General features: G+C 45.6%; 17 protein-coding genes, 2 tRNA genes and 1 rRNA gene. 12 read left to right on the top strand and 8 right to left on the bottom strand.

The genetic code is table 11. The features are described 5' to 3' along the window. The first annotated feature begins 122 nt into the window (after positions 1-122). Both uvrA and TBC1_RS11955 read left to right on the top strand, forming a co-directional pair. The gene (gene uvrA / locus TBC1_RS11960; RefSeq protein WP_062043121.1) at positions 123-2960 is read left to right on the top strand and encodes an excinuclease ABC subunit UvrA; all 2838 of its coding nucleotides are present in this window, start codon (positions 123-125) and stop codon (positions 2958-2960) included. 214 nt (positions 2961-3174) lie between these two features. After that, positions 3175-4875, top strand: coding sequence for a response regulator (locus TBC1_RS11955; RefSeq protein ID WP_062043117.1), 1701 nt, complete (start codon positions 3175-3177; stop codon positions 4873-4875). 24 nt (positions 4876-4899) lie between these two features. On the opposite strand, the gene TBC1_RS11950 is transcribed toward TBC1_RS11955, so the two are convergent. Next, positions 4900-6057, bottom strand: coding sequence for a T9SS type A sorting domain-containing protein (locus TBC1_RS11950; protein WP_062043114.1), 1158 nt, complete (start codon positions 6055-6057; stop codon positions 4900-4902). 275 nt (positions 6058-6332) lie between these two features. Between TBC1_RS11950 and TBC1_RS11945 the strand changes: the two genes are divergently transcribed. Next, entirely contained in the window at positions 6333-6830 is a 498-nt protein-coding gene (locus tag TBC1_RS11945) for a GreA/GreB family elongation factor (RefSeq protein ID WP_062043111.1), read from the top strand. A gap of 401 nt (positions 6831-7231) precedes the next feature. After that, positions 7232-7308, top strand: a tRNA-Met gene (locus TBC1_RS11940). Positions 7309-7639: 331 nt separating this feature from the next. On the opposite strand, the gene TBC1_RS11935 is transcribed toward TBC1_RS11940, so the two are convergent. The 4 genes from TBC1_RS11935 to TBC1_RS11920 all read right to left on the bottom strand — a co-directional run bounded on the left by TBC1_RS11935 (position 7640) and on the right by TBC1_RS11920 (position 11961). Continuing rightward, entirely contained in the window at positions 7640-8233 is a 594-nt protein-coding gene (locus TBC1_RS11935; protein ID WP_137305687.1) for an outer membrane protein assembly factor BamD, read from the bottom strand. Positions 8234-8486: 253 nt separating this feature from the next. After that, positions 8487-9626 (bottom strand): saccharopine dehydrogenase family protein, encoded by a 1140-nt coding sequence (locus TBC1_RS11930; RefSeq protein WP_062043105.1) that lies wholly within the window; start codon positions 9624-9626, stop codon positions 8487-8489. Continuing rightward, positions 9623-10558, bottom strand: coding sequence for a DMT family transporter (locus TBC1_RS11925; RefSeq protein WP_062043102.1), 936 nt, complete (start codon positions 10556-10558; stop codon positions 9623-9625). Before TBC1_RS11925 ends, TBC1_RS11930 begins: the two co-directional genes overlap by 4 nt. A gap of 143 nt (positions 10559-10701) precedes the next feature. Then, a complete protein-coding gene (locus TBC1_RS11920) occupies positions 10702-11961 on the bottom strand; it encodes a T9SS type A sorting domain-containing protein (protein ID WP_062043099.1) in 1260 nt (419 codons plus the stop codon). A 178-nt stretch (positions 11962-12139) separates the two neighbouring features. Here TBC1_RS11920 and TBC1_RS11915 point away from each other — a divergent pair, with 178 nt between their 5' ends. The 4 genes from TBC1_RS11915 to TBC1_RS11900 are packed head-to-tail and all read left to right on the top strand — an operon-like array spanning position 12140 to position 15108. Next, the gene (locus tag TBC1_RS11915; RefSeq protein ID WP_062043096.1) at positions 12140-12700 is read left to right on the top strand and encodes an RNA polymerase sigma factor; all 561 of its coding nucleotides are present in this window, start codon (positions 12140-12142) and stop codon (positions 12698-12700) included. A 19-nt stretch (positions 12701-12719) separates the two neighbouring features. Next, positions 12720-13316, top strand: coding sequence for a hypothetical protein (locus TBC1_RS11910; protein ID WP_062043093.1), 597 nt, complete (start codon positions 12720-12722; stop codon positions 13314-13316). Continuing rightward, entirely contained in the window at positions 13297-14352 is a 1056-nt protein-coding gene (locus TBC1_RS11905; protein ID WP_062043090.1) for a hypothetical protein, read from the top strand. Before TBC1_RS11910 ends, TBC1_RS11905 begins: the two co-directional genes overlap by 20 nt. A gap of 42 nt (positions 14353-14394) precedes the next feature. Then, the gene (locus TBC1_RS11900) at positions 14395-15108 is read left to right on the top strand and encodes a head GIN domain-containing protein (RefSeq protein WP_062043086.1); all 714 of its coding nucleotides are present in this window, start codon (positions 14395-14397) and stop codon (positions 15106-15108) included. A gap of 72 nt (positions 15109-15180) precedes the next feature. Here TBC1_RS11900 and ligA read toward each other — a convergent pair whose 3' ends face one another. The 3 genes from ligA to TBC1_RS11885 form a co-directional block, all read right to left on the bottom strand. Continuing rightward, positions 15181-17226 carry an NAD-dependent DNA ligase LigA gene (gene ligA, locus TBC1_RS11895; RefSeq protein ID WP_062043083.1) on the bottom strand — a complete coding sequence of 682 codons (2046 nt, stop codon included), beginning with the start codon at positions 17224-17226 and terminating at the stop codon, positions 15181-15183. A 52-nt stretch (positions 17227-17278) separates the two neighbouring features. Further along, on the bottom strand, positions 17279-17893 hold the full coding sequence (locus TBC1_RS11890) for an HD domain-containing protein (RefSeq protein ID WP_172668893.1): 615 nt from the start codon (positions 17891-17893) through the stop codon (positions 17279-17281). Between the two features lie 108 nt (positions 17894-18001). Then, positions 18002-18844 (bottom strand): universal stress protein, encoded by an 843-nt coding sequence (locus TBC1_RS11885; RefSeq protein ID WP_062043076.1) that lies wholly within the window; start codon positions 18842-18844, stop codon positions 18002-18004. A 431-nt stretch (positions 18845-19275) separates the two neighbouring features. Here TBC1_RS11885 and TBC1_RS11880 point away from each other — a divergent pair, with 431 nt between their 5' ends. From TBC1_RS11880 to TBC1_RS11860, 4 genes are all read left to right on the top strand, one after another. Next, entirely contained in the window at positions 19276-21084 is a 1809-nt protein-coding gene (locus TBC1_RS11880) for a sensor histidine kinase (protein WP_062043072.1), read from the top strand. A 166-nt stretch (positions 21085-21250) separates the two neighbouring features. Further along, positions 21251-24079 (top strand): alpha-amylase family glycosyl hydrolase, encoded by a 2829-nt coding sequence (locus TBC1_RS11875; protein WP_062043067.1) that lies wholly within the window; start codon positions 21251-21253, stop codon positions 24077-24079. Positions 24080-24577: 498 nt separating this feature from the next. Then, positions 24578-26101, top strand: a 16S ribosomal RNA gene (locus tag TBC1_RS11865). Positions 26102-26251: 150 nt separating this feature from the next. Beyond that, positions 26252-26325: transfer RNA gene (locus TBC1_RS11860), tRNA-Ile, on the top strand. The last annotated feature ends 21 nt before the right edge of the window (positions 26326-26346 follow it).

Here is a 26346-nt window from a genome sequence, read left to right as displayed (position 1 = left end):
TGAACAGTCAGGGAATAAGAAAATCACCCCTTTGAGCCACAAATATACGGCAAATGAATTCACAAAATCAAGTGTCTGCCTAAATTTTCTCTAATTTTGTTGCCTGAAGTGCTTACGGAAACATGAATTCTGACTATACGGCGGGCAAAACCCCGGAAACCCATATCCTTATCAAAGGAGCTAAAGTACACAATCTCAAGAATATATCTCTTGCCATTCCCCGCAATCGCTTTGTGGTGATTACCGGGTTGTCAGGTTCAGGAAAATCGTCTCTCGCCTTCGACACTTTGTATGCTGAGGGGCAGCGCCGGTATGTGGAGAGCCTCAGCGCTTACGCGAGGCAGTTTCTGGGCCGGATGAGCAAACCGGAAGTGGAATATATCAAAGGCATTGCTCCTGCCATTGCCATAGAACAAAAGGTGAATACAAGGAATCCAAGGTCGACCGTTGGCACTTCCACCGAAATATACGAATATATAAAACTGTTGTATGCCCGCATCGGGAAGACCTACTCCCCTGTCTCCGGAAAACTTGTAAAACGGGATACAGTTACTGATGTTTGTGATTATCTGATCGCGTTGCCCGTCAATGCCAGGGTCACAGTTATGTGCCGCCTGCTGCTCAAGCACAACCGTTCGCTTCAGACTCAGCTCTCCATCCTGCTGCAGCAGGGATTCAGCAGAATTAAATACAACGGCACCTTTGAGCGGATAGAAGAAGTAATCAAACAGGGCGCCGATGAAAATAAAAACTACTTCCTGGTGGTTGACCGGGTAACCATCAGGCCCGACGATGAAGACCTGATGCAACGCCTGGCCGACTCGGTGCAGACTGCCTTTTATGAAGGTGACGGTGAATGTGTCTGCGAAATCGAGAACGATGACACCATCAGACAGGAGGTATTCTCGAACCGCTTCGAAGCCGACGGCATCAGTTTTGAAGAACCTACCTCCAACCTGTTCAGCTTTAACAACCCTTATGGTGCCTGCAAATCCTGCGAGGGTTTCGGGAGTATCATCGGCATTGACGAAGACCTGGTAATACCAAACAAAAGCCTTTCGGTATACGAGGATGCCATCGCCTGCTGGCGGGGGGAAAAACTGAGCGAATGGAAAGATGAGCTGGTAAACAACGCTTACAGATTCAACTTTCCGGTACACAAGCCCTGGTACGACCTCACCGAAGAACAGCGTCAACTGGTCTGGAGCGGCAATAAATACTTCGGGGGAATCAACGCCTTCTTTAAATTTGTTGAAGAGCAAACCTATAAAATACAGTATCGGGTAATTCAGTCCCGTTACCGCGGCAAAACGGTATGCCCCGAATGTAAAGGAACCCGGCTCAGGAGCGACGCCAACTATGTGAAAGTCGGCGGAAAAAGCATCAGCGAAATTGTACTGATGCCGGTTTCGGAAGCGTTACAGTTTTTCACCTCACTTGAACTGAGTGACTTCGAAAGGACTGTGGTCAAGCGGCTGCTTCAGGAAATTACCAACAGGCTGCGGTTCCTTTGCGATGTGGGCCTGAGTTACCTGACCCTGAACCGGCTTTCATCCACATTGTCCGGCGGAGAATCGCAGCGGATAAATCTTGCCACCTCGCTCGGCAGCAGTCTGGTAGGTTCCATGTATATCCTGGATGAACCCTCGATCGGTCTTCATCCCCGCGACACCCACCGCCTGATCAAAGTGCTGCAGCAGCTCAGGAAACTGGGCAATTCGGTCATTGTGGTGGAACACGATGAAGAGATCATGCATGCCGCCGATCATCTGATTGACATTGGCCCCATGGCGGGGGAAAATGGCGGGCAGATCATGTTTGAGGGGAGATATGAGCAGCTGGTAAACGAACAGGAAAGCCTTACCGCCCTGTATCTGACCCACCGCATGGGCATCCCGGTGCCGAAAATCCGCCGGAAATGGAGGGATTACATCGCCCTGTCGGGGGTGAGGGAAAACAACCTCAGGGGAATAGAGGTGAAATTTCCGCTTAATATCCTGGTAGCCGTTACCGGTGTGAGCGGATCCGGAAAAACTTCACTGGTAAAGCGGGTACTCTACCCTTCGCTGAAAAAGATGTACGGGGGCTATGGCGAGCGGACGGGACGTTTCGATAAAATCAGCGGTGACTTCATTAAGATCAGCGAAGTGGAAATGGTGGACCAGAACCCGATAGGAAGGTCTTCCCGCTCAAATCCTGCCACATACGTCAAGGCATACGACGATATCAGAAGCCTGTTTGCCGATCTGCCGCTGGCCAGGACCAGGGCTTACAAACCCGGGTTTTTCTCCTTTAACATAGAAGGCGGGCGCTGCGAAGAATGCGAAGGCGAAGGGGTGGTTCAGATCGGGATGCAGTTTATGGCCGATATTCACCTTACCTGCGAAAGCTGCAAGGGAAAACGGTTCAAGGAAGAGGTGCTTGAAGTAACCTACCAGGGCCTGAACATCGCCGATATCCTTGACCTGACCATCGATCAGGCCATAGATTTTTTCGGGAAACACGCCCAGAGTAACAGCGTCGAAAGCCGGATTGTATCGAAACTCAAGCCTTTGGCGGAAACCGGGCTCGGCTACCTGCGCATGGGACAATCTTCCGACACCCTCAGCGGCGGTGAAGCACAACGCATCAAGCTTGCCAGTTTCCTGGTGAAAGGAGCCTCCGACAAGCCAACCCTGTTTATTTTCGACGAGCCCACCACCGGCCTTCACTTCCACGACATCAGCAAGTTGCTGGCATCATTCAATGCACTGATCGCCAAAGGGCACAGCATCATCGTCATTGAGCACAACCTCGAGGTGATCAAATGCGCCGATTGGGTCATCGACCTGGGGCCCGAAGGAGGAAATGAGGGCGGAAACATCCTGTTTGAAGGCATTCCCGAAGATCTTGCCAGACAGGAGAACTCTTATACCGGTCAGTTCCTGCGAGAAAAACTCAACCCTTCCGGGGAAAACTGATCTGATTGAATGACCTGCCGCGGGTTCAGGGTGAAATATTACACCTGCATCCTGTTACATTTCACAAATTTGTTCATAAACTGTTAAACACAACTTTTTTTTTGAAAAGGAAGTGTTAACTTTGATTTCTGAAAAGAATTGTTACTATTTTAGTGCATTGCAGCCCAAAAGCATGGCTTTCGGGTTCATGAATGTCATATAATCATACATCTACATGGAAAATAATCCCTTGAAGGACGAATCCGGAATGTCGCTTCAGTTGTTGCGTGACGAGAACAAAAAACTCCTGGAAGCCCTGAAACATCTCGAATACCTGAAAAAACAGGAACAGGAGCTGATCAAAGCGAAAGAAGATGCCGAACGCGAAAACAGGATGAAATCGGACTTTCTTGCCATGATGAGTCACGAGATACGCACCCCGATGAACGGGGTTATCGGGATGACCAGCCTGCTGCTCGACACCAACCTGACCGTTGAACAGAAGAATTTTGTGGAAACCCTCAGGGTGAGCGCCGACAACCTGATGACCATCATCAATGACATTCTTGACTTCTCCAAAATCGAATCAGGGAAAATGACGCTCGAAGAAGCGCCGTTTGAACTGAGAAACTGCATTGAAGACGCCCTTGACCTGTTCGCCCAGAAAGCCATCGAACGCGGAATCGACCTGCTCTATCTGATTCAGCCCGATGTTTCGCCTTTCCTGGTTGGTGACATCACCCGGCTCAGGCAGATACTGATCAACCTGATCAACAACGCCATCAAATTTACCGAAGAGGGCGAAGTATTTATTTCAATAGAAAAAGTAAAGGAAGAAGAAGGTTATCAGGAACTGCAGTTCTCGGTAAGAGACAGCGGCATTGGTATCCCCAAAGAAAAATTAGGGATACTGTTCGATGCATTTACCCAGGCTGACTCAACCACCACCCGGCGTTACGGGGGCACCGGCCTCGGGCTGGCCATCGCCAAACACCTGGTTGAACTTATGGACGGACGCATCTGGGTGGAAAGCGAAGTGGGCAAAGGCTCAACGTTCTTCTTTACCATCAGGCTCAGAACTTCCGGCATCGGCAAAACCAAACTGTATGTCCGCGGACAAATTCCCGAACTGAAAAACAGCCGCGTGCTGATCGTGGATGACAACGAAACCAACCGTCATATTTTCACCCTGCAGTTCGAATCGTGGGGAATGGTTCCGTATACCGCAAAATCAGGTCACGAAGCCCTGGCCATCATCGAAGAGGACGAAGAGCCCTTCGACCTCGCGGTAATTGACATGCAGATGCCGTCTATGGACGGACTTGAGCTTGGACGGGCTATTAAGGCATTACCCTTTAAAGGCGATGTGCCCATGATCATGCTTACCTCGCTGGGCAAAATCAATAAACTGCCCACCGACGTCTTTGATGCCCAGTTGTCGAAACCGATCAAGCTGGCCGAGCTTTTCGAGGAGGTATTGCGCGTGATTGCCGAAGCACGCAACCGCCGGAGCAACCTGGCCGACCACAACATCGACAAAAACCTGGCCGCCAAGCTGCCCATGCGCATCCTGCTGGCCGAAGACAATATTACCAACCAGGATCTCGTCATTACCCTGCTGAGCAAAATGGGTTATAAAATCGATGCGGTGGAAAACGGTCGTAAGGTGCTCGAAATGATGGAGCGCAAGAAATATGACATTATCCTGATGGATATCCAGATGCCCGTGATGAACGGTATGGAGGCCACCAAAGTGATCTGCGAAAAGTATATGGAGCATGAAAGGCCGAAAATCATCGCCATCACGGCCAACGCCATGCCCGGCGACAAAGAGCGCTACCTGAACGCCGGCATGGTGGATTACCTGCCCAAACCCATTAAATTCAAGGACGTACAATCGGTCCTGATCAAATGGGGAAAGAAAAAAGTAAATTAGCGGAAGGCCCGGGAAACCGGGCTTTTATTTTTTACAAAACTTTTTTACAGCATACTGACCATCCCCCTGAATACGAAGCAGATAAATTCCGGAACGTAAGGAAGCCGTGCTGATTGTGTTCGTTTCTTCCTGAAACAGGCGGTGCAATACCCTCCGGCCACGAAGATCATATACATCGCAGGTATATGCTGCTGAATGATTACCGGCCTCAATCACGATAAAATCATCATCCGGATTCTCAATAATGCTGAAAACCTCCGGCAAAGAAGGCTCATCCACTCCAATAGATTCACACTTGTGCACCACCTCATAATAATCGGCACAACCCGGCCCGTTATTTTCAATCTGGTTCAGCCCACCAACCCCGTATGCAAGCCGGTCGCACACACTTTGTACATGGCATTTTGTCAAGAGCGGATTATTAAAGATTCTCAGGTAACTGATACTGGTTCCGGGAATATTCGCAATACCGTCAAGATTCTCCAACGCAGCATTATCATGAATAAAAACACCGCCTCCAAATTCATTCAATCCGGTCAACGCATCAATATTTACAAGTGATTCGTTAATCCCAATCTTAAGAATGCCAATGCATTTTTTAAGATTTTCCAATCCTGTGAAATCAGCAAGGAGATAATTGTTTTCGCAATAAAACCCATTGCGATTAATGTAAGTTAGATTTGAAAGCCCAAGGAAGTTTAGCAAAGAATGATTTCCTGTCACCCATACCCCTCCCTCTATGGTGGTAATTTTTTCAAGACCCGCAAGCAAGGTCAACGAATCATTCATTTCGATTAACAATTGACCAGTCCCCAGGCTTTCAACATTCCCCAATCCTTCAATATTTCTCAGGAATGGGTTATTTTGAAGGGTTATTCCTCCCCCGACATAGGTCAGCCCCTGCAAGCCATTAAGACTTCTCAGGTTGGTCCACCAGAACGGATCACCGATATACAGAGATCCGCCAATGCTTTTTACTCCGCTCAGCCCCCCGAGACTGTAAATATCTTCCCCGAATATATGCACATTGCCTTCAATGTGCGTGCACCATGAATAATTTGCCTGAAACCATTCAATTTCATATTGATGGGCAAAGGAAATGCCTTCAGGGAAGCAGCCGGACTGGGATTTTGCAGCAACCCACGAAAACAGAAACAAAATTGCATAAATCAATGTTTTCATACTATTGTTATTTACAGTTATTTATACATTTTATGTAACTATTTATCAAAGATATAAAATATTTTACAAGGATTTCCAAACATACGATACAAAATATTCCGGAATATTTTTCTCCGGACAGAATCAATGCAGTTAAAATACCAAACAAAGAAAGTTTTGTGTGATTAGCAGGCGGGCATTGGCCGGGGTTGATTAAATTTGCATTAAATCTTCAGCAACAGGTATTGATTATTACCTTCCGGCCTGATTAAAATAGCAATCCTGATTTTCGCCATATGAGCAGAGCATTTGTCAATGAAGACGATCAGCGCGAGGCGCCGTTTGTCCCTCCGCGTGCCGACCTGCCTGACGGGGTGCCCAATTATGTCACCCCCTTTGGGATGGAAGCCCTGCTTCAGGAAAAGGAGTCACTGCTGACGGAACTGAAGCAGTTGGTGGCCGGCGATGACCATGACAAGCAGAATGCCATAGCGGTTGTAAACACCCGGCTGCAGATGCTGGAGAACAGGATTGGTTCCGCCCAGGTCATTGAGCCGGAGGAGGGGAAGCCGGAGACCATACGTTTCGGCTCTTATGTTACATTACAGATAGGAAACACAAAGCAATCCCAGCAGTTTCAGATAGTCGGCGTGGATGAAGCCAATCTGAAAAAAGGAAAAATTGCATTTACCTCTCCCCTTGCCCGCCTGCTGATGAACAGAAAGGCCGGGGAAACCATCACCCTGAACCTTGAGCATGGCAGCAGGGTATTCAGCATTATGGATATCCGGTAAGGGAACTCAGGAGTTATGGTTGGGTTATTCGTTAAACGATGTGCCGGTTTTATGCCATCGCGATGGCTATCAGGACATAAAAAACCAAATATTTGTAAGAAAAAATAATCTGTACGAGTTAAAGGTTTATCCTTCAAAATGTGACTCTTTGTATCTTTGAAAAATAAACAGTTACACATTGATTACCGAGGTATCAGGGAGTAACACAGAGCAGAATATAACCATCTTTGAACCTCTGTGAAATTATTTCATAGTTAACGTTGCAAATTACCTGATGCATCTTTAACGCCGGCGCATCAGATAACGAATTACCCAAGGTTCTTAAGTCAATTTTTTCCGGAAAATTGACCTGCCCCTTGTAATTATTAAATTTATCCCTATTTTTGCACTCCCAAAACGACGGCGGGGTAGCTCAGATGGTTAGAGCGCAGGATTCATAACCCTGAGGTCACGAGTTCAATTCTCGTCCCCGCTACCAGTAGGAAGGTTGTCAGTTCATGGCAACCTTTTTTATTTCTATATGGTCTTCTGCTATCGTAACAACCTGCAATCAGGGAGGTCAGTACTAATACCGGAACAACAATGCAAAAATATTATACAACCCCTGAGGAGCGCATATTGAAGTTCACTCTGCACTGTCTGTGCCCGATTGGTTCTGGCTATACCAGAAATAAATCAGTTTTCATTCCACAGAAAAAAAGCCCCGGACCCGGAGCTTTTCTGCTGCTTTCTTAAAAACCGGTTAATTGCCGGATATCTTACTGATCTCTTACAGATTCTATTAGTCCATTCGTTTGATGCAATAATAATTAACCGCCGATCGTATAATCAACGCCTTCCCCGTTGATGGTGCCGCTTACACGGCCTCCGCTTCCATCGGCATAGATAAGAATTGAAAGCTGAAGATTTACTGTCTGATCATATCCGTTGGGACCGGTTACCCGCACACCCCCTCCGATCGACATGGTGGAGGCCGTAGCATAGGTATTACCGGGCATCAGGGTGAATGTCCCCGCCAGCGACAGATAGGGCGCCCCGTTCATTGTATAGATTTCACCTCCGCTCTCAAACGTGTAATTTACAACCGACTCAGTCACCCCAAGCAGCAATACCCCGCCTGTTACCTGACCGGTGTTGTCGTCAATTGTCATGTTTCCGGTAACGCTGCCCAGCACATGAATGTATCCGCCCTCAATCCCGTATTGATATGTCTCCACATCAATATTCACGGGATAAGTCGATTTCAGGGCCCTGGCTGCATCATCCCAGGCCATGCCGGCTTTAAAAATTTCCTCAATCATGACCTTGTTATCCGGTCCTGCCGGTTGATCATCCTTGTCTTTGTTGCATCCGCCCAGTAAAATCAGGGCAATCATTCCGCTGATTAAAAGTATTTTTTTCATGGGTTCTGTGCCTGAGATTATCGTGCCGGCCCGCACTATAAGTGTTATTAAAACATCGTTCCTGAATTAATATAAACCGGACCGGAAAGTAATACCCCGGCAAATAAATATCTGATGAAAATGAAAAAATAATCAACAGGAGAGGTTCTTCCCTGAAAATAAAACAGTAAAGGAATGAAAATGACCAGCAACCCCTGTCTGAACAAAAGATTAATGAAACTTTATACTAAGCTTAATATATTTATCCGTTGAATCATCCCATCATCTCGTGACTTTCCCGGTAAACCACCCCTCTCCTTCTGAGTCCTTCGAGCAGGTAATTGACAAAAACCGGATTCCGGCCGAGAAACTCGGGTGCCGACACTCCCTTTTCCTGATAGAGGCCACCGGCAATCAGCCTGGCGGCCATGGTCGCGGCATATCCGGTAGTCCTGGCCATCGAGTGAATCCCGCTTGCTATATCATAACGGTCATAAAGGTTCCAGGTGTACCGCTGCCTGACCCCGTCCTTTACACCTTCAGTGATGACCTGCATCACCGTAAGATCTTCTTCTCCGGGTTCCAGTTTCCATTTCGGGAAGAGCAGCCTGGAAGTAAATTCCAGCGGGCTGATCAGTGTTCCGTTGACATTCAGCGGTTCTTTGCTGAAAAAGCCGGTATCCCGCAGCACGGCCATTTTTTCTATGTGCCCCTTATACCTCAGGGTCTTCTCGATCATATAATCTCCCTTCAACGTAGTGGCCAGGGTGCGCAAACCATCGCTGTTAAAGGCTTCCAGGGTGCCGATACCGGGAAAATCAATCAGCTCGGGATCCGACAGGGCTTCGCGTACCACCAACCTGCCACCGTCGATGTAACGTGCAGGCCGGGTATACTCTTCAATCACATCTATGGGCGAAAATACCGCTTTATACTCATAAGGCCAGGTCCTGACCACGGGCAGGCCGCCGACATAAATAATACCTTTTTCAAGATGGTCGAGCATGGAGGCCCCGTATCCCAGCAGCACATTGCTCATGCCGGGGGCCACGCCCATATCGCAGATAACGGTCACCCCCATGGCTCTGGCTTTCTCATCGAGGCCGAACATATCCTCAGGGAAAAAGGCTATATCCACCACATTCTTCCGGCACTCAATCAGGGTTTCGAGCGTGCGGTAGCCCATATGGCCGGGCACTGCGCTTACAACCAGATCAAATCCGTTGGCCAGCGCAACAAGTTCAGGCAGATCGCCCAGATCCGCCTTAATGGTTTGAATTCCGGGAAATTCCCGGAGTTTAAGCAAAGCTTCCGCGCTGATATCTGCCGAAGTGACTTCAAATTCACCATCCCTGGCAAGATCCATTGCCATCGGACCTCCAACGAGTCCGGCGCCGAGCACCAATATTTTCATAACTGTGGTTTTGGGGTTTTCAGTTTAACACGGTCTTTAGTGATCAGCTGGCTGATTTCGCGCGATTGCGAAACAACAATACCCATCACAACAAGTATGATTCCGCTGATTTTCTGAATATTGAACACCTCTGACAATACAAAGTAAGAAAAAACGGCCGTAAAAACCGGGATAAGATTGGTAAAAATATTGGCTTTAACCATTCCGAGTTTCGCCACAGCCATAATAAAAAAGATGTAAGCAAGGCAGGAGCCGAATACGGCAAGCTGCAATATCGCCAACACCAGGCTTTGGGTTGGTTTTACAAGGATAAAGGATTCGAAATCGAAGAAAAGAAACAGCGGAAGAAAATAGAGGGCGCCCAGCAGGTTCTGCCGGGCAATAATGGTCAGTGCGTTGTATTTGCCGGTGAGCTTTTTTACAAATGCCGAATAAATTACAGCTGAGAAAACCGCCAGAAACAAAAAGGCAATTCCTTTGGGGGCTGCGTTAAGACTGAGGTCGGGATTAAGGATCATGACCAGGATTCCGGCAAAGGAAACCACAATGCCAAGCCAGGAGAAAATACCGGTTTTTTCGCGGGTGAACATAAAAGCTGCGAAAGGGCTGAACAATGGAATGGTGGCTATTATCACAGACGAAACCGTTGATGAAACGTACTTAAGCCCGTAGTTTTCGCCCAGGAAATAAAAGAAAGGTTGTGCAAGCGCCAGCATTAAAAACCATTTGTGATCAGCGCGATCAATCTTTTGCTGTTTGCCCCACAGCTTAACGGTCAGCGCCAGTATGGCCGAAGAGATCACCAGCCGGATGAAAATTATGGTTATGGGCTCGTAATAGCCGAGTGCAATTTTTGACCAGACAAAAGTCATCCCCCAGAAGAGCATGGAGAGCACGGCAAAAATATAGTATTTGAAAATATCTGATTTCAAGAGCGGGGATCAGTTAAATGAGTTTCTTTCCAAAGAAGAAGCAAATTTAAGATAATACCTCAATATGCCCGAAAAATGAATTCCGCAGCCAGGAGTTTACAGGAAAGAAAATAATCCCCTGTTTCAGAGATCAGGAAAGTCAATTATCTTATTATCACCAGCTTCCTGGTTACCACAGCATCCCCTGTATCAAATGATACAAAGTAAATTCCGGAATCCAGATCTGAAACATCCAGATGGCCGTGAAAACTGCCGGTAACGGAAAGCACTTCCTGACCGGATGAATTCTGAAGTCTGATCTGTTTTAGAAGGTTCAGATTTGAAAAACTGTAATTAAGCTGATCGCGGCAAGGGTTTGGGTAAACAACTATCGTTTCAGCCACCGGATCATTTCCGGCTTCCAACACTTCGTCGCTGCGGAGTATTGACGTCGGGGTCAGGATATACCCGGTCATGTTGGAGTCCAGCTTAATTTTTAAGTAGTTAAGGGTACCGAAAGAAATATCATTCCATATATCAGAGCCTGATTCACGATTAAGTATAAGTCCGTTGTCACCAACGCAAAAATAGCTTCCATATCGTTCAGTAATATAATTTATTGCATTGACTGTTCCTGATTCCATAGGAGTCCATGAAATGCCGCCATCTGTCGTTTGAAGAATTGTCCCTTCTTTACCGACCAGTACACCTGTATCTTCATTAATGAAAGTAAAGTGGTTTAGGTTATATAAGGTATCCTTATAGATGGTTGTCCAGGTATTTCCGAAATCAGTCGTTTTCAGAAGCATATTGTTCCCGGGAACGGTTGAACCCGGATAATTAAAATCCCGGCATAGAATAAAGGCAGTTGTATCATTCAGCATTTTTACTGAACCATAAGCAAAGTCAACAGAATCTCCCGGAGTCGATGAATATTCTCCATTTTCAACTTTCCCAAGCAGTCCCCAGGGATAATTATTCAGCGCAAAGCCCCTGGAAATATCTATAAAATCGTAACCATTAAAAAATCCGTCAACATTGGACCCAGGTATACCTTCCCAGGTAAGGAAGTCATCAGAAGTAGTCCTGATAGATGAGGTCATCTGATCAGTAACAAAAGTAACCAGTTGAGATGGCGCAACACATTGAATTTTATAAAGTGTAGCTGTTGGTCCAATGCCTGGAAATGTCCAGTTTAAACCGCCATCAGCACTTTTAGCCCTTTTAAAATAGGTGTAATGTATTGAATAACCCGAATATCGGTAAACCACATAAATACTATTATCGGGTGAAACATCAAAGTCAAGATATCCCTCGTAATAATAATCAGGCCCCAGTTGGACGTATCCGGCCAGTGCATTCCATTGAGAAAAGGCTGAATGAAAAGAAAAGATCATCATAGTAATAACCAGCAATTTTTTCATAATAAAATATTTAAATGTCTGTAATGGAATTTTTCTGAAATAATATCCACAAAGATATAATATAGATCAGGAAATTGCAAACAGGATTCTTAAGTATCAGAATCAGAATAAAAAAAAGTCCGTATAAAGTGTAACAAAATTTTGCATCGTTGGTCTTTATATTACCAACAGATTATTAATGGATCAGGTGGAACAATTGGTAGAAGAGTGTAAATCGGGCAACCGCCAGGCCCAGATGGAGATATACCGGCAGTATTACAAGCCGATGTATAACACCTGCCTGCGGATGGTCAGTGTAAGCGCGGACGCCGAGGACATTATGCAGAATTCTTTTATTGACGCATTCAGGTCCATTAAGAGTTACAGGGGCAAATCTCCGTTTTACTACTGGCTCAGGCGGATCGTGATCAATAATGCCATGGATCATCTGAAAAGCCGTAATCCGGATATGTTACTGACCGATACAATGCCCGAGATTCCGGAGACCGGAGATGATGCTGAAGACGGGTCTGTTGAATTACAGGTAAATGCCGTGAAAAATGCCATGGATCAGTTACATGATGATTACCGGGTTATCCTTTCGCTTTACCTGTTCGAAGGGATGGACCAGGAAGAGATCGGGGATATTCTGAAACTGAACCCCGGCAATGTAAGGACAAGGCTTTCAAGGGCCAGACAAGCGCTGATCAGCCGGCTCAGTGATTACTCCCGAAGAACGCCGGCAGGCAGAAACAAGTAACAAAGCAGAAAGCAAGATCATGAAAACCATACAGGACTTTATCCGCAATCACAGGCAGGACTTCGATGAGGGGGAACCCCGGAGCGGGCATGAAGAACGTTTTCTGGCAAAACTGAAGCTTGAAGATCAGGTAAAAAGTTCGGCGCAATATACCACCATCGGAAAATGGTTTAAAATAGCGGCTTCGGTGCTGATTGTCGCAAGTTTCGGCGCGGCCGTTTACACCATCATGCTCAAGCCTGATCAGGCTGTGCTGGCCGGAAAAAAAGCCACACCGGAAGAGATCCGCGAAATAGAATACTATTATTCAAATGTTTCTGAGGAAAAACTCAAAACCATTAACGAAATGGCCGGGTCGGGACCGGAGGCAGAGAAAGTCAGGTCCATGATCTCTGAACAGGTCAGGGAACTGAACAAATCGACAGAAGAACTGAAAACAGAATACATTGAAGGAAAGAGGGACGAACGTGTGCTGAACGCGATCAGAAACAATTACCGGGTGCTTAACGGCCTGCTCGATCATGTAATCAATCAGATTGATCAGCCCCGGCAAAAAATTGAAGAATCATCACAAAACAATTTAAATATCAGGCATTATGAAACCAGGTTTTGCTAAAACGGCATTGCTCATCATTTCCTTTCTGGCTGCATCGTTATTTGGTCTGGCTCAGCAGGAAACAAGAACTAAAAACATCAGTAAACAGTTTAAGGTCAACAGTGATGTTTTACTGAAGGTTGAATCCAGTTTCGGGAAGGTCAGCTGCACCGTGTGGGACAAGAACGAGATCAGCGTGGATGTTGAAATCCGGGTGGATACACGGAATGAGAAAGACGCCCAGCGCATACTTGACCAGATAAGGCCGGTCATTTCAGGATCTGCTTCACTGGTCGAAATTAAAACAGAAACCGGCAGTATCAGTTCCGGCAACAAATCAGTCTCATTCTCGGTTGATTACACCATCATGATGCCGGAATCGACAAGGCTTGACATCGAAAGCCGGTTCGGCAGCCTTTACACGGATGCAACCACGGCACCTGCGCGGCTTGCGGTTGAATACGGCAACCTCACGCTGAAGAAGTTCACAAATCCTGACTATGAAATTATCCTGAAGTTCAGCACAGGAAAGATTGAGTCACTTGGCAAAGGCAGATTGGATCTGCATTACAGCACCATAAATCTGGGCACGGCAGATTTCATTGATATGGATTCAAAGTTTTCCACCATCAATGTAAAAACAATTACAGGAATCAGGATTGATTCACAATATGACAATTTCAGCATTGAGAAGATTTCAGGCATGGAAGGATCTGCAAAGTTTACCGCGATAAAGGTTGACGCGTTGATCAACCGCCTTGAACTTTCATTACAATATGGCGGACTTGATGTGAACAGCGTACACCCGTCGTTCTCAAACATCAGCCTGGATGCTTCATTCAACAGCATTAACCTGGGAATTGACCCGGCTGCTTCCTATCGTTTGAACGCCGATATGAGTTTCGGAGAATGCCATTATCCAAAGAAATCTGCCATTTCGGTCACCGAAAAATCCATGACTTCAAGTCTTTACAGCGGAACCGTCGGAACTGAGAAAAGTCCCTCAGCCAGGGTAAGTATCAAAGGCAGAAACAGCGATGCAAAACTCTTTCAATAAAAATAATCCTCAAACAACTGTATTCTCTAAAATCACAAAACCATGAAAACCATCACTGCAAAGAAAAATCTGGCCTTTCAGGTCATCATGCTCATTGTTCTTGCGATGACCATTACCTTAACAGTTAAGGCTGAAAAACAGGATCGCAAAGTCGGGAATTTCACAAAAATAGAAGTCAGCGGTGCATTTAATGTAATCCTGACCCAGGGAAGTTCAGCATCCCTGTCGCTGGAAGCCAGTGAAGAGCTGCTGGAAAAAGTCATTTCAGAAGTTAAAGGCGACAAGCTGATACTCAGACTGGAAAACAACACGAGGATTACCGGAAAGGATTCCCCGACGGCATACATTTCGTTTATCAATCTTGAAGAGATAGACCTTAGCGGAGCGGTTAAAATTTCGGGAACCAATACGATGAAATTCCAGGACCTTGAGATAGAATGCTCCGGTGCAACCAAAGTAAATCTTACCCTTTCGGCCAACAGGCTAAAATGTGAAGCAAGCGGCGCTTCCGATATCACGTTGGCAGGAGATGTGTCAGCATTTGAGGCCGACCTGAGCGGTGCTTCAAAAATTGATGCTGAAGAATTAAAAACAGTAAACTGCACGCTGGATTGCAGCGGGGCTTCCACTTCGAAGGTTTATGTGACCGGATCATTAAAAGTTGACGGAAGCGGGGCCTGTAATGTAAGTTATTACGGAAACCCCCGGGAGGTCGATACTGACATGAGCGGAGCCAGTAAGATCCGTAAAGGTTAAAATCAACAATCTGTCAGGGCATTATAGGCTTCCCGGCTCCGGGAGGCCTTTATTTTTTCGCAATAGGCAGTATCAGGAACCGATCAGGCCTTTAAATTCATCCTCGGTGATAATTCTCACCCCCAGGCTTTCGGCCTTTCGCCGCTTTTCGGGACCCATGTTTTCACCCGCAACAATATAATCGGTTTTCGATGATACAGAACTGCTAAGCTTCCCGCCATTTGCTTCAATGACAGATTTGAGGCCATCCCGGGTAAAAGAAGTAAAAACACCACTCACGACAAACGTTTTACCGCTGAGCAAATTAGTTTGCAACACAGCTTCATCCGCCGACTGCAGTTGAAGACCCGCATCTTTCAACCTACCGATCAGTTCATGATTATGCCGATCAGCAAAAAAACTCAACACACTGCCGGCAATCTTTTCCCCGATCTCATCTACGGTAATCAGTTCATCAGGGGTTGCACGGGCTAAGTTTTCAATGGATCGATAGTGTCTGGCAAGTTTTTTGGCTACTGTTTCTCCCACAAACCTGATCCCAAGGGCAAAAAGCACCCTTTCGAAAGGAACGGACTTTGAATTTTCAAGACCATTCAGGATATTCAGAACTGTTTTCTCCCTGAAACTGATCTTTTTCTCTTTACCATCTTCTCCGGTGATTACTTTTTCAAGCCCGAATAATTTATCATAAGTCAAATCATATAAATCTGCGATATTCCGCACAAGGCCGCTGTCGAAGAGCATTTCGATCTTTCCTTCGCCAAGACTTTCGATATTCATGGCCTTTCTGGCGATAAAGTGAACCAGTTTCCCTTTGATCTGTGGCGGACATCCGGTCTCATTGGGGCAGTACCAGGCAGCTTCTCCTTCCTTGCGTTGCAGTGCTGTCCCGCATTCGGGACAATGACTTATAAATCCCGCGGGTTCCGATTCAGGCCGACGGGCATGGATGTCCACCGATGTTATCTTGGGAATAATTTCCCCGCCTTTTTCAATAATCACCAGATCGCCAATCCTGACGTCAAGGGCTGCCATCACGTCGGCATTGTGCAATGTGGCGCGTTTTACGGTAGTACCCGAAAGAAACACAGGCTCAAGGTTTGCCACTGGAGTCACAGCCCCGGTCCTTCCAACCTGGTAATCGATAGACAAAAGCTTCGTGCTGGCTTCCTCTGCCTTGTATTTATAGGCAATGGCCCACCTTGGTGATTTGGAAGTAAATCCCAGTTTCTCCTGCTGGGAAATCGAATTTACTTTAATCACAACACCATCTATATCAAAATCAAGTTGATTCCGGCCATCGCCGATCTCTTCAATAAAGCGGATTACCTCTTCAATGTCCTGACACCTGGCTTTGATATCGCAAACCTTGAATCCCCATTTACGCAACATGTTCAGCCTCTCAAAATGGCCATCTCCCGCGATCTTTTCACCCAGCAGATAATAAACAAAAATATCCAGTGGTCTGCGTGCAACCAGCTGAGAATCCTGGGTTTTCAATGTACCGGCCGTTGCGTTGCGGGGATTGGCAAACGGTTGTTCCCCTTCATCCTCCCGCTGACGGTTCATGCGATCAAAACCGGCCCGGGGCATAAAAATCTCCCCCCTAACTTCAAAAGATTCAGGATAATCGCCCGGTTCAAGCGCCAGCGGAACAGATTGTATGGTCTTTACATTGGCAGTTACATCATCTCCCTGAATCCCGTCACCGCGTGTGATGGCCTGCACTAAAGTCCCGTTTTCATAAATAAGGCTGATCGAAACACCGTCGATCTTCAACTCACAAACATACTCATACGGCCCGGCCAGTAACCGGGATACCCTGTTGTCAAAATCGCGCAACTCGCCTTCCGAATAAGTATTTTCCAATGAAAGCATAGGATATTTATGCTTAACACTGATAAATTCGCGGGTAATTTCACCGCCAACCCTTTGGGTCGGACTGTTGGGGCTAAGAAATTCGGGAAACTCTTTTTCAAGGGTTTCAAGCTCTTTCAGCAACTGATCAAATTCAAAATCGCTGATTACAGGAGCGGCAAGCTGGTAATAACGGTAATTGTGGGCCTGTAATTCTTCACATAACTGCCGGATACGCGCCAGGGCTTTCTGCTTGTCCATAAAAATCGGGTTCTTTGGATTCAGGGAAAGTTAGAAATGAAATCCGTAGAAATTATGAATTGACCTTTACACTATTTTGTTTGCACCCTGAAGTGCACAGTTGCTCAATTTCCTTCAGGTTCTGCCATTTCCGCTCGTTCCTGAGATTGGCTGCAGAGGCTGTAAAATAAGTATGATTCCTCAGAAAGTCCATTTGAATGATATACCATTCACAAAGATCTATCTTATTGCCTGACAATTCCCATTCAAGTCTGAGTTTTTGTCCGATAACAAAAAAATCAGGTCTGCCAAGATAATCGAGGTCCGCATCACATAGGATCTTTTCGGCCAGGCTGGTTGCCAGTTGCGGTAACTTAGTAGCCATAATCATTGATTTCACTTCCCTGATCTCATCTTCATTAAACCCGAATGAAGGCAGATACTCCTGGGCAATGGCTGCCGAATAATCCTCATGATCCCTGAAACTTACCGTGATTCCGGCATCGTGGAGCAAGGCTGCGGCCCTGATAAGTTTTGTATGGTGCTCATCGAGACCTTCCATAGCAGCAAGCCTAATGGCGGCATCATGCACATCGAGTGTATGGTCCGGACTGTGGTAAACAATGGTCGGGGGCAATTCCCGCTTCATTTTTTCGATGATGAAGTCGGTGAGGTTTATCAGGTTCATATCAGATCCGGCGGGTTGAGCATTTGGCAGATTCAGACAAGCTGCGGGCATTGTATTTACAAAAAAAGCTCCGGCCGGGGCTGGAGCTTTTTTTGTAAATACCCCCTGCTAAAGTCCGAGTATTTCGTAATTAAATTTTCTTGGATTAATGCACATAACAGGAATCTGTGAAGAGTTGAAAATAATATCTTCATCATAGCTGCCGAGCAAAAATGTACTGAACCCTTTTTCAGGATTGGTCATGATCATGATAAGGTCAGCATTGATAGATGTGGCATAATCTATTACCTGTTTCGAAAAATTCGAACTCTTTTCGGATGTCTTTTCGGTATAAGATACATTGTTCTTTGCAAAATACCCTGATATCTGTTTCGCTGCATTGTAAACCGAATCATCGGCTTCCCCTACCAGATAAATGTGGATTGTAGCATTGAATTTTTTCGCGATGTAGACCGCCCAACGCGTCTTTTCAAGCGGACCGGCTTCGCTGGTTATTGGCAAAACAATGCTCTTAAACCCGCCTTCAAACTGTCTTTTCTGAACGACAATGGTTGGTGCAGCCGAGGATGTCACGACTTTAAGGGCATAACTACCTGTCAGGTGCTGTAAACCTACTTTGCCATGGGTTCCAAGATAAACAAGCCCGATTCCCATATCCTTGACTACTTCACCGATCTCAGTAAAAATACTTCCCTCGCGCGTCATAGTTTCTACTTCTACCTGATACTTTGATTTCAGCAGAGATGCAATCTCCCTGAGCTTGTCATCAATTGATTCCGGAGCCAGATTCTCATTCTTCAGATAAGCCCTGGTTTCGTTATTAATGACATGCAGTAAAACCACCTTGTGGTTCAAAAGCCTGGCAGCATCCGCAGCCTGGTAAGCAGCATTCAGGCAAACCTCTGAAAAATCAGTCGGAACCAGGATAATGTCATTCATCATTGTATCCATTTTCTTCGTCGTTTGTTTTTATAAATTTGGAAAAATCCTCCGGAACTATTACCTAGTGACAAAAATAAATGATTTTTGTTTAAATCCACTGTTCTCAACAAATTATTATTGATCCGGCAAAGAAACCGGGCCATTCCGTTATCGTCAATGTAAATTTTATTTACAGTTACAGACTTACCGGCAATATCTACATATGGAGGTATGGTAAAAACATGCATTGCAATAAATACCCGGCATATTGCAGTCCAACCCGGCTTTCCCTAATCAGCAATTATCGCGTGCACCCATCATTATTCCTGAATTGGCATAAACTTTAACAAATTTTCATTTTGCCGGTTACAATGCCCGGATTTTGAGATAAAACCTGTACGGAAATTTCAATTTTTACGTTTGAAAACAAATAGTAAAAAAAATTACCACCCGGATTAAAAATGGAACTTAATTTTACAATCATCTCCTGGATACTGCTTGGAACGTTCATCAGCTCCGGAGGAATTGCAATTTATAGTCATCTGAAAGGATATTCTAATCATCAGATCTATTTCACCCTGCTGATGCTTATGATTGCTGAATGGTCTCTGATGTCGACGCTTGAATCAGCCTCAATAACCATCCATGCCAAGGTTTTCTGGTCAAAACTTGAGTACATTGGCGCAATGACGTCACCGGTTTTTTTTCTGCGCTATGCCATAGGAATAGCCGAAATAAGAAACCATTGGCTGACTAAAAAGTATTGGTTATTCTGGCTGATCCCTTTTTTTGTCTTAATTCTCACGGCAATCAATGAATTACATTATCTTACGTGGATCAGGTTCACCTGGAGTGAGGCTGGAAACAATATCCTCACTTACCATCATGGTCCGGTGTTCTACGCTGGCATGGCCTACTCGCTGGCACTTGTCCTGTTTGCTCAGATTCTGATTATCAAAGCACTTCCGGATTTGCCCGCAACATTTAAAAGACAGGCATGGTCCATCATCATCGCCTGCATTTTCCCGTTTACTGCCGCCCTGATTTATGCTACCGGTCACACTCCGCTTGAAGGACTGAATATTACCATTTTAAGCTTCAGTATTTCCGGCATGGTCCTTCTTTTCGGCATTACCAGATACCGAATGTTTGACATTGCCCCGTTTGCAAGAAGGAGGCTGACAGAAATTTTAAATGATGCTATACTATTGGTAGATAGTGATCTGAAAATTATTTACCATAATCCGGCCGCTTCAGAATTGCTGCAATTAGGTTCGAAATATTTTTACAGCGACCTCAGAAAGGTTGGATGGCTGCATGATGCTTGCTTTTCTCATCTTGAGAATGACAGAGAGGATAAAGAAATATTAACCAATACCTCAGACAATGAATGGTATAACATCAAGATAATCAGAATATTGGATGACCGGGGCTCCTTTCAGGCTAACCTGTTGATGATCAGAAATATAAGCGCAAAAAAAAGACTTGAAATACAAACATCCAGGCTTAATGAAGAATTAACCATGTCACACAAAAGGCTTTTGGCAATTAATAGTCAAAAGGATAAGATTATGTCGATCATCGGTCACGATCTCAAAACTCCCTTTCACCAGATTATTAGTCTCTCGCATATATTAAAGGAAGGTATTGATGATTTTTCCAAAGAGGATATTCTGTCCCTGCTGGATGATATGTCACATGCTTCTGAAAATGGAATGAAAACGCTGCAGGATCTGTTAAACTGGGCCAACGGACAGAGGGAAAACGTAGTTGTAAATTTCCGGAATTTGCATTTATATCCCTTAATAGACAGTATCATCCAAAGCCTTCGCTTATCAGCCGCTGCAAAGCAACTCGGGTTTATCACCAACATCGCTGAAGACGCCCGGATTTACGCGGATGAGAAAATGGTCACTGTCGCTTTCCGGAACTTATTGTCGAATGCCATAAAATTCTCCCGGCAGGGTGGGAAAATAACCATTACCTATGTAAAACTGGATGAAGGGGCACAAATACTTTTTACCGACGAAGGCATCGGAATTGAAGAAAAAGATTTAAAAAAACTTTTTGCAGGAGGTATAAATGATTCCCGGCCCGGCACTAACGGAGAAACCGGAAGCGGATTGGGGCTGATGCTTTGCAGGGAAATGATTCATAATAACAATGGAAGCATAGAAGTTAACAGCCAGCCCGGGAAGGGCACTACCTTCACGGTTATTTTGCCTGTGCCTTCAAATAATGTCACTCTGGAAAGCATTATTAGCAATTAGCCGGCAAAAATGCCTGGCTATATCAAGATCAGTGCTGCATTTCAACCGATTGTAAACAGACAATCGGGATCCTGTCACTTTTGTTTTTCCTCTGACAATGAAAATAGTGCTATTTTTGTACTATTAATATTTCAGAACCTTTTCTGAATTAATAAATCTTTCAAAAATGGCGCACTTTAAATCCGGCCTTTGGCTGACCTTATGGATAATTGCCTTCACATTTCCGGCAAACGCACAACTGATCGTTACCACCCCTGCCTTTCCGGCCGATGTCGATGAGGTGGAAGTTATATTCAATGCTTCACTTGGCAATGGGGGACTGGCCGGTTATACCGGCGAGGTATATGCCCATACGGGGGTAATCACTGATTTGAGTTCAAGCCCTTCTGACTGGAAATATGTAAAAACCAACTGGGGGCAGAACACACCTGCCACCCTACTCGAAAGAATCGGTGATGATCTTTACAAACTCACAATCGGCCCTTCCATCAGACAGTATTATAATGTACCGGCCTCGGAAACCATCCTCCAGCTGGCATTTGTTTTCAGAAGCGGTGTTAAGGTAAATAACCAGTGGCTCGAGGGGAAAACAGAAACAGGGGGTGACATATTTGCAGAAGTCTATCCGGACGGGCTTTTTACACGGTTCAACTTTCCGGTCGCAAGTGCACTGCTATCGGAACCCGGGGAGGAAATCATCATTGAATCTGTTTCAAATGAAGCCGATTCCATGTTTTTGTTTATCAATGAATCCCTTACAAAATCAGTTGCCGGAAATAATTTGCTTGATACCATAATATCCCCGGAGTCAGGGAAAAACTATGTTAAAATACTGGCAAAAAATCAGTTCGAAACCGCTGTTGATTCATTCTATTTTTATGTCCGGCAACCTGCGATCATACAGGAACTGCCAGGTGGAATTATTGACGGGATAAATTACATCAACGATTCGACGGTCACATTGTGCCTCTACGCCCCATTCAAAGAGCATGTATTCGTAATCGGAGATTTCAACAATTGGGAATTTGAAGACGAAGGATACCTGTTCCGCACACCTGATGAAAAAAGATACTGGATTACCTTAAACAATCTTGAAGCGGGAAAAGAATATATTTTTCAGTATCTGGTCGACGGGAACATCAGGATCGGAGATCCATATGCAGAAAAAGTATCCGATCCCTGGAATGACAAGTATATCAGCCAGACTTCCTATCCGGGCATTCTGAGTTATCCTGCAACCAAAACAACAGGGGTGGCTACGGTGCTGCAAACATCAAAAACACCATATACGTGGGAGGTGGATAACTTCCAGGCACCTCCGAAATCTGAACTTATAGTTTATGAACTACTGGTCAGGGATTTTGTTGCCAAACACGATTACCAAACACTTATTGACACGCTGGATTACCTGAAAAGACTGGGCATCAACGCAATAGAATTAATGCCGTTCAGCGAGTTTGAAGGCAATTCCAGCTGGGGATACAACCCGAATTTCTATTTTGCCCCCGATAAATACTATGGACCGGAAAATGATCTCAGACGCTTTATAGATGAATGTCACAAACAGGGGATTGCCGTGATTATGGATATGGTGCTTAACCATTCATTCGGGACTTCTCCGATGGTAATGCTCTATTGGGATGCAGCAAATAATCGTCCTGCTGAAAATAATCCCTGGTTCAACCCGGTACCAAAGCATGATTTTAATGTCGGATTCGATTTCAATCATGAGAGCCCTGACACTAAAGAACTGGTTAACAGGGTAGTGAAATTCTGGATCGAGAACTATAAAATAGATGGCTACCGGTTTGATCTTTCAAAAGGGTTTACGCAAAAAAACACCCTGAACAATACTACCGCCTGGGGACTTTATGATGCTTCGCGAATAGCTATCTGGAAAGCAATCGCCGACACCATCTGGTCTGTCAACCCAAATGCTTATGTTATTCTGGAACATTTTGCCGAAAATGCCGAGGAGAAGGTGCTGGCCAATTATGGCATGATGATCTGGGGCAAAATGAGCGATGAATATGCCAACGCCGCCAAAGGCAGTTCCACCAGCAACAATTTCAACTGGGCTTCATACAAAGCCAGGGGATGGGATGAGCCTAATCTGATTTCATATATGGAAAGCCATGACGAAGAAAGAATCATGTACCGTATCCTGAAAGAGGGCAGCGTGGCAAATCCGGCATACAGGACACGCGATACAACCATCGCCCTTCAACGTGTTCAACTGGCCAATGTATTTCATTATATGATTCCCGGGCCAAAAATGCTCTGGCAGTTTGGTGAGTTGGGCTATGATATCAGCATCGATTTCAACGGACGTACAGGAGAAAAGCCTATAAAATGGAATTACACACAGGATTACCGGAGAAGGACGCTTAAAAACATTGTCTCATCATTAATTAAACTGCGACAGAGTCACGAGGTGTTCAGCACCACCGATTTCACCCTTGCGCTCAGCGGATATCAGAAAAAAATACAACTGAATCACCCTGATATGAAGGTGTTGGTAATTGGCAATTTTGATGTTTATCCGGGATCAATGGTTCCCGGTTTCCCGGAAACGGGGAAATGGTACGAGTATTTCACAGGGGATTCCCTATCCGTGACCTCCGTATCCGATGCCATTGAGCTCAGGGCAGGCGAATACAGGCTTTATACCAATGTGCGCCTTACCAAACCGGAAACAGGCCTTGGTATCGGAGAAACCGATGAAACAAATGTGGTTATTGCTGACTTCCCGTACCCTAATCCATTGAATGAAGGACAGTTAATAGTTCCGTTTTACCTGTTCGAAGATACAGATATGGAGATCAGTGTTACTGATCTGTCGGGAAGAATCGTCAGCCAAATATACTCAGGAAGGCTCAGCGCCGGGGAACACCGGTTAAAGTGGAATGCCGCTGCAGATATTAAACCGGGGATATATATAGTAACAGCAAGGACGCCATCGTTTTCAAAATCTTTCAGGGTTGTTTTGCAATAAACAGTCTTCATGCAGGACATATTACTATGGCCGGAGATCTTATCTCCGGCCTTTTTATAGCTATCAAACCCTCAAAATACCGGAATCCGGCATTGAAGTTGCCACAAATGGGATACTGTTAAAAAAAAGTTGAGTTGCTATCTTTTTGTCGGTGTGGTGTTTAGGCTGTGTTGTTGATAACTCCGCATTTTTTTTCCTTGCAACCCCTTGCAGGAAATAAAAAAGGCAGTACTTTTGCCATCCCAATTGAGGCTAAAAGCGGTTAATTCTGCGGGAAGAGCGAGGTTGGAAAGTTTTTTGAAAAAAAATTCTAAAAAGAGTTGCAGGATTAAAAATAGTTTGTAATTTTGCAGCCCCAAACGATAATAAAGTTTGTTGTTTGGCAGAAAGAGAGTTCTTTGAACTAATGGAGCAATACGAAAAATAAGCAGCAAAGCGGTTCACTATGTGAATAGATGAACTGAGAGTAGATCTTGAGAACATTTAAATTTTTCATTTACAATGGAGAGTTTGATCCTGGCTCAGGATGAACGCTAGCGGCAGGCTTAATACATGCAAGTCGAACGGGATTCGGGGTAGCAATACTTTGATGAGAGTGGCGCACGGGTGCGTAACGCGTATGCAACCTACCTTTAACAGGGGAATAGCCCCGAGAAATCGGGATTAATACTCCGTAACATTGCGGTGTGGCATCACACTGCAATTAAAGATTTATCGGTTAAAGATGGGCATGCGTGACATTAGCTAGTTGGTGAGGTAACGGCTCACCAAGGCAACGATGTCTAGGGGTCCTGAGAGGGTTATCCCCCACACTGGTACTGAGACACGGACCAGACTCCTACGGGAGGCAGCAGTAAGGAATATTGGTCAATGGGCGCAAGCCTGAACCAGCCATGCCGCGTGCAGGAAGACGGCCCTATGGGTTGTAAACTGCTTTTGTCAGGGAATAAACCCCCGCTCGTGAGCGGGGCTGAAGGTACCTGAAGAATAAGCATCGGCTAACTCCGTGCCAGCAGCCGCGGTAATACGGAGGATGCAAGCGTTATCCGGATTCATTGGGTTTAAAGGGTGCGCAGGCGGATTGGTAAGTCAGGGGTGAAATCCCACAGCTCAACTGTGGAACTGCCTTTGATACTGTCAGTCTAGAGTATAGTTGAAGTGGGCGGAATGTGTCATGTAGCGGTGAAATGCTTAGATATGACACAGAACACCGATCGCGAAGGCAGCTCGCTAAGCTATAACTGACGCTCATGCACGAAAGCGTGGGGATCAAACAGGATTAGATACCCTGGTAGTCCACGCTGTAAACGATGATTACTCGATGTTGGCGATACACAGTCAGCGTCTGAGCGAAAGCAATAAGTAATCCACCTGGGGAGTACGATCGCAAGATTGAAACTCAAAGGAATTGACGGGGGCCCGCACAAGCGGAGGAGCATGTGGTTTAATTCGATGATACGCGAGGAACCTTACCTGGGCTCGAACGTAAGATGACTGTAGGTGAAAGCTTACATCTCTTCGGAGCATTTTACGAGGTGCTGCATGGTTGTCGTCAGCTCGTGCCGTGAGGTGTCGGGTTAAGTCCCATAACGAGCGCAACCCCTACCTTTAGTTGCCATCAGGTAATGCTGGGGACTCTAAAGGAACTGCCTACGCAAGTAGTGAGGAAGGCGGGGATGACGTCAAATCAGCACGGCCCTTACGTCCAGGGCTACACACGTGCTACAATGGCCGGTACAGAGGGCAGCTACCTGGTGACAGGATGCAAATCTCCAAAGCCGGTCTCAGTTCGGATCGGAGTCTGCAACCCGACTCCGTGAAGTTGGATTCGCTAGTAATCGCGCATCAGCCATGGCGCGGTGAATACGTTCCCGGGCCTTGTACACACCGCCCGTCAAGCCATGGAAGCTGGGGGGACCTAAAGTCGATAACCGTAAGGAGTCGCCTAGGGTAAAACCAGTGACTGGGGCTAAGTCGTAACAAGGTAGCCGTACCGGAAGGTGTGGCTGGAATACCTCCTTTCTAGAGAAGGTTTACTCCTTTCTTTAGCAATAAAGAATGTCTTTGCTGCTTATTCGTATGCTTCATTTATTAAATATACACCTTGAAAGATACGGGTGAGGGCTCTATCCCGAAAAAAAAGCTCAGGAATAGGAAACTACTGAAAAACATAGTCCCGTAGCTCAGTTGGTTAGAGCACTACACTGATAATGTAGGGGTCCGCAGTTCAAATCTGCGCGGGACTACATCAAAATCAAACGTTATCA

It is taken from the genome of Lentimicrobium saccharophilum (assembly GCF_001192835.1).
In the GTDB taxonomy this organism is placed as follows: domain Bacteria; phylum Bacteroidota; class Bacteroidia; order Bacteroidales; family Lentimicrobiaceae; genus Lentimicrobium; species Lentimicrobium saccharophilum.
The sequence above is the reverse complement of the archived record's forward strand: the minus strand, read 5'-3'. Positions and strand labels throughout refer to the sequence as shown.

What these genes read in the sequence shown, in the direction of transcription:
- uvrA (WP_062043121.1), top strand. Translation starts at nt 123, where the DNA reads ATGAATTCTGACTATACGGCGGGCAAAACCCCGGAAACCCATATCCTT.
- TBC1_RS11955 (WP_062043117.1), top strand. Translation starts at nt 3,175, where the DNA reads ATGGAAAATAATCCCTTGAAGGACGAATCCGGAATGTCGCTTCAGTTG.
- TBC1_RS11950 (WP_062043114.1), bottom strand. Translation starts at nt 6,057, where the DNA reads ATGAAAACATTGATTTATGCAATTTTGTTTCTGTTTTCGTGGGTTGCT.
- TBC1_RS11945 (WP_062043111.1), top strand. Translation starts at nt 6,333, where the DNA reads ATGAGCAGAGCATTTGTCAATGAAGACGATCAGCGCGAGGCGCCGTTT.
- TBC1_RS11935 (WP_137305687.1), bottom strand. Translation starts at nt 8,233, where the DNA reads ATGAAAAAAATACTTTTAATCAGCGGAATGATTGCCCTGATTTTACTG.
- TBC1_RS11930 (WP_062043105.1), bottom strand. Translation starts at nt 9,626, where the DNA reads ATGAAAATATTGGTGCTCGGCGCCGGACTCGTTGGAGGTCCGATGGCA.
- TBC1_RS11920 (WP_062043099.1), bottom strand. Translation starts at nt 11,961, where the DNA reads ATGAAAAAATTGCTGGTTATTACTATGATGATCTTTTCTTTTCATTCA.
- TBC1_RS11915 (WP_062043096.1), top strand. Translation starts at nt 12,140, where the DNA reads ATGGATCAGGTGGAACAATTGGTAGAAGAGTGTAAATCGGGCAACCGC.
- TBC1_RS11910 (WP_062043093.1), top strand. Translation starts at nt 12,720, where the DNA reads ATGAAAACCATACAGGACTTTATCCGCAATCACAGGCAGGACTTCGAT.
- TBC1_RS11905 (WP_062043090.1), top strand. Translation starts at nt 13,297, where the DNA reads ATGAAACCAGGTTTTGCTAAAACGGCATTGCTCATCATTTCCTTTCTG.
- TBC1_RS11900 (WP_062043086.1), top strand. Translation starts at nt 14,395, where the DNA reads ATGAAAACCATCACTGCAAAGAAAAATCTGGCCTTTCAGGTCATCATG.
- ligA (WP_062043083.1), bottom strand. Translation starts at nt 17,226, where the DNA reads ATGGACAAGCAGAAAGCCCTGGCGCGTATCCGGCAGTTATGTGAAGAA.
- TBC1_RS11890 (WP_172668893.1), bottom strand. Translation starts at nt 17,893, where the DNA reads ATGAACCTGATAAACCTCACCGACTTCATCATCGAAAAAATGAAGCGG.
- TBC1_RS11885 (WP_062043076.1), bottom strand. Translation starts at nt 18,844, where the DNA reads ATGGATACAATGATGAATGACATTATCCTGGTTCCGACTGATTTTTCA.
- TBC1_RS11880 (WP_062043072.1), top strand. Translation starts at nt 19,276, where the DNA reads ATGGAACTTAATTTTACAATCATCTCCTGGATACTGCTTGGAACGTTC.
- TBC1_RS11875 (WP_062043067.1), top strand. Translation starts at nt 21,251, where the DNA reads ATGGCGCACTTTAAATCCGGCCTTTGGCTGACCTTATGGATAATTGCC.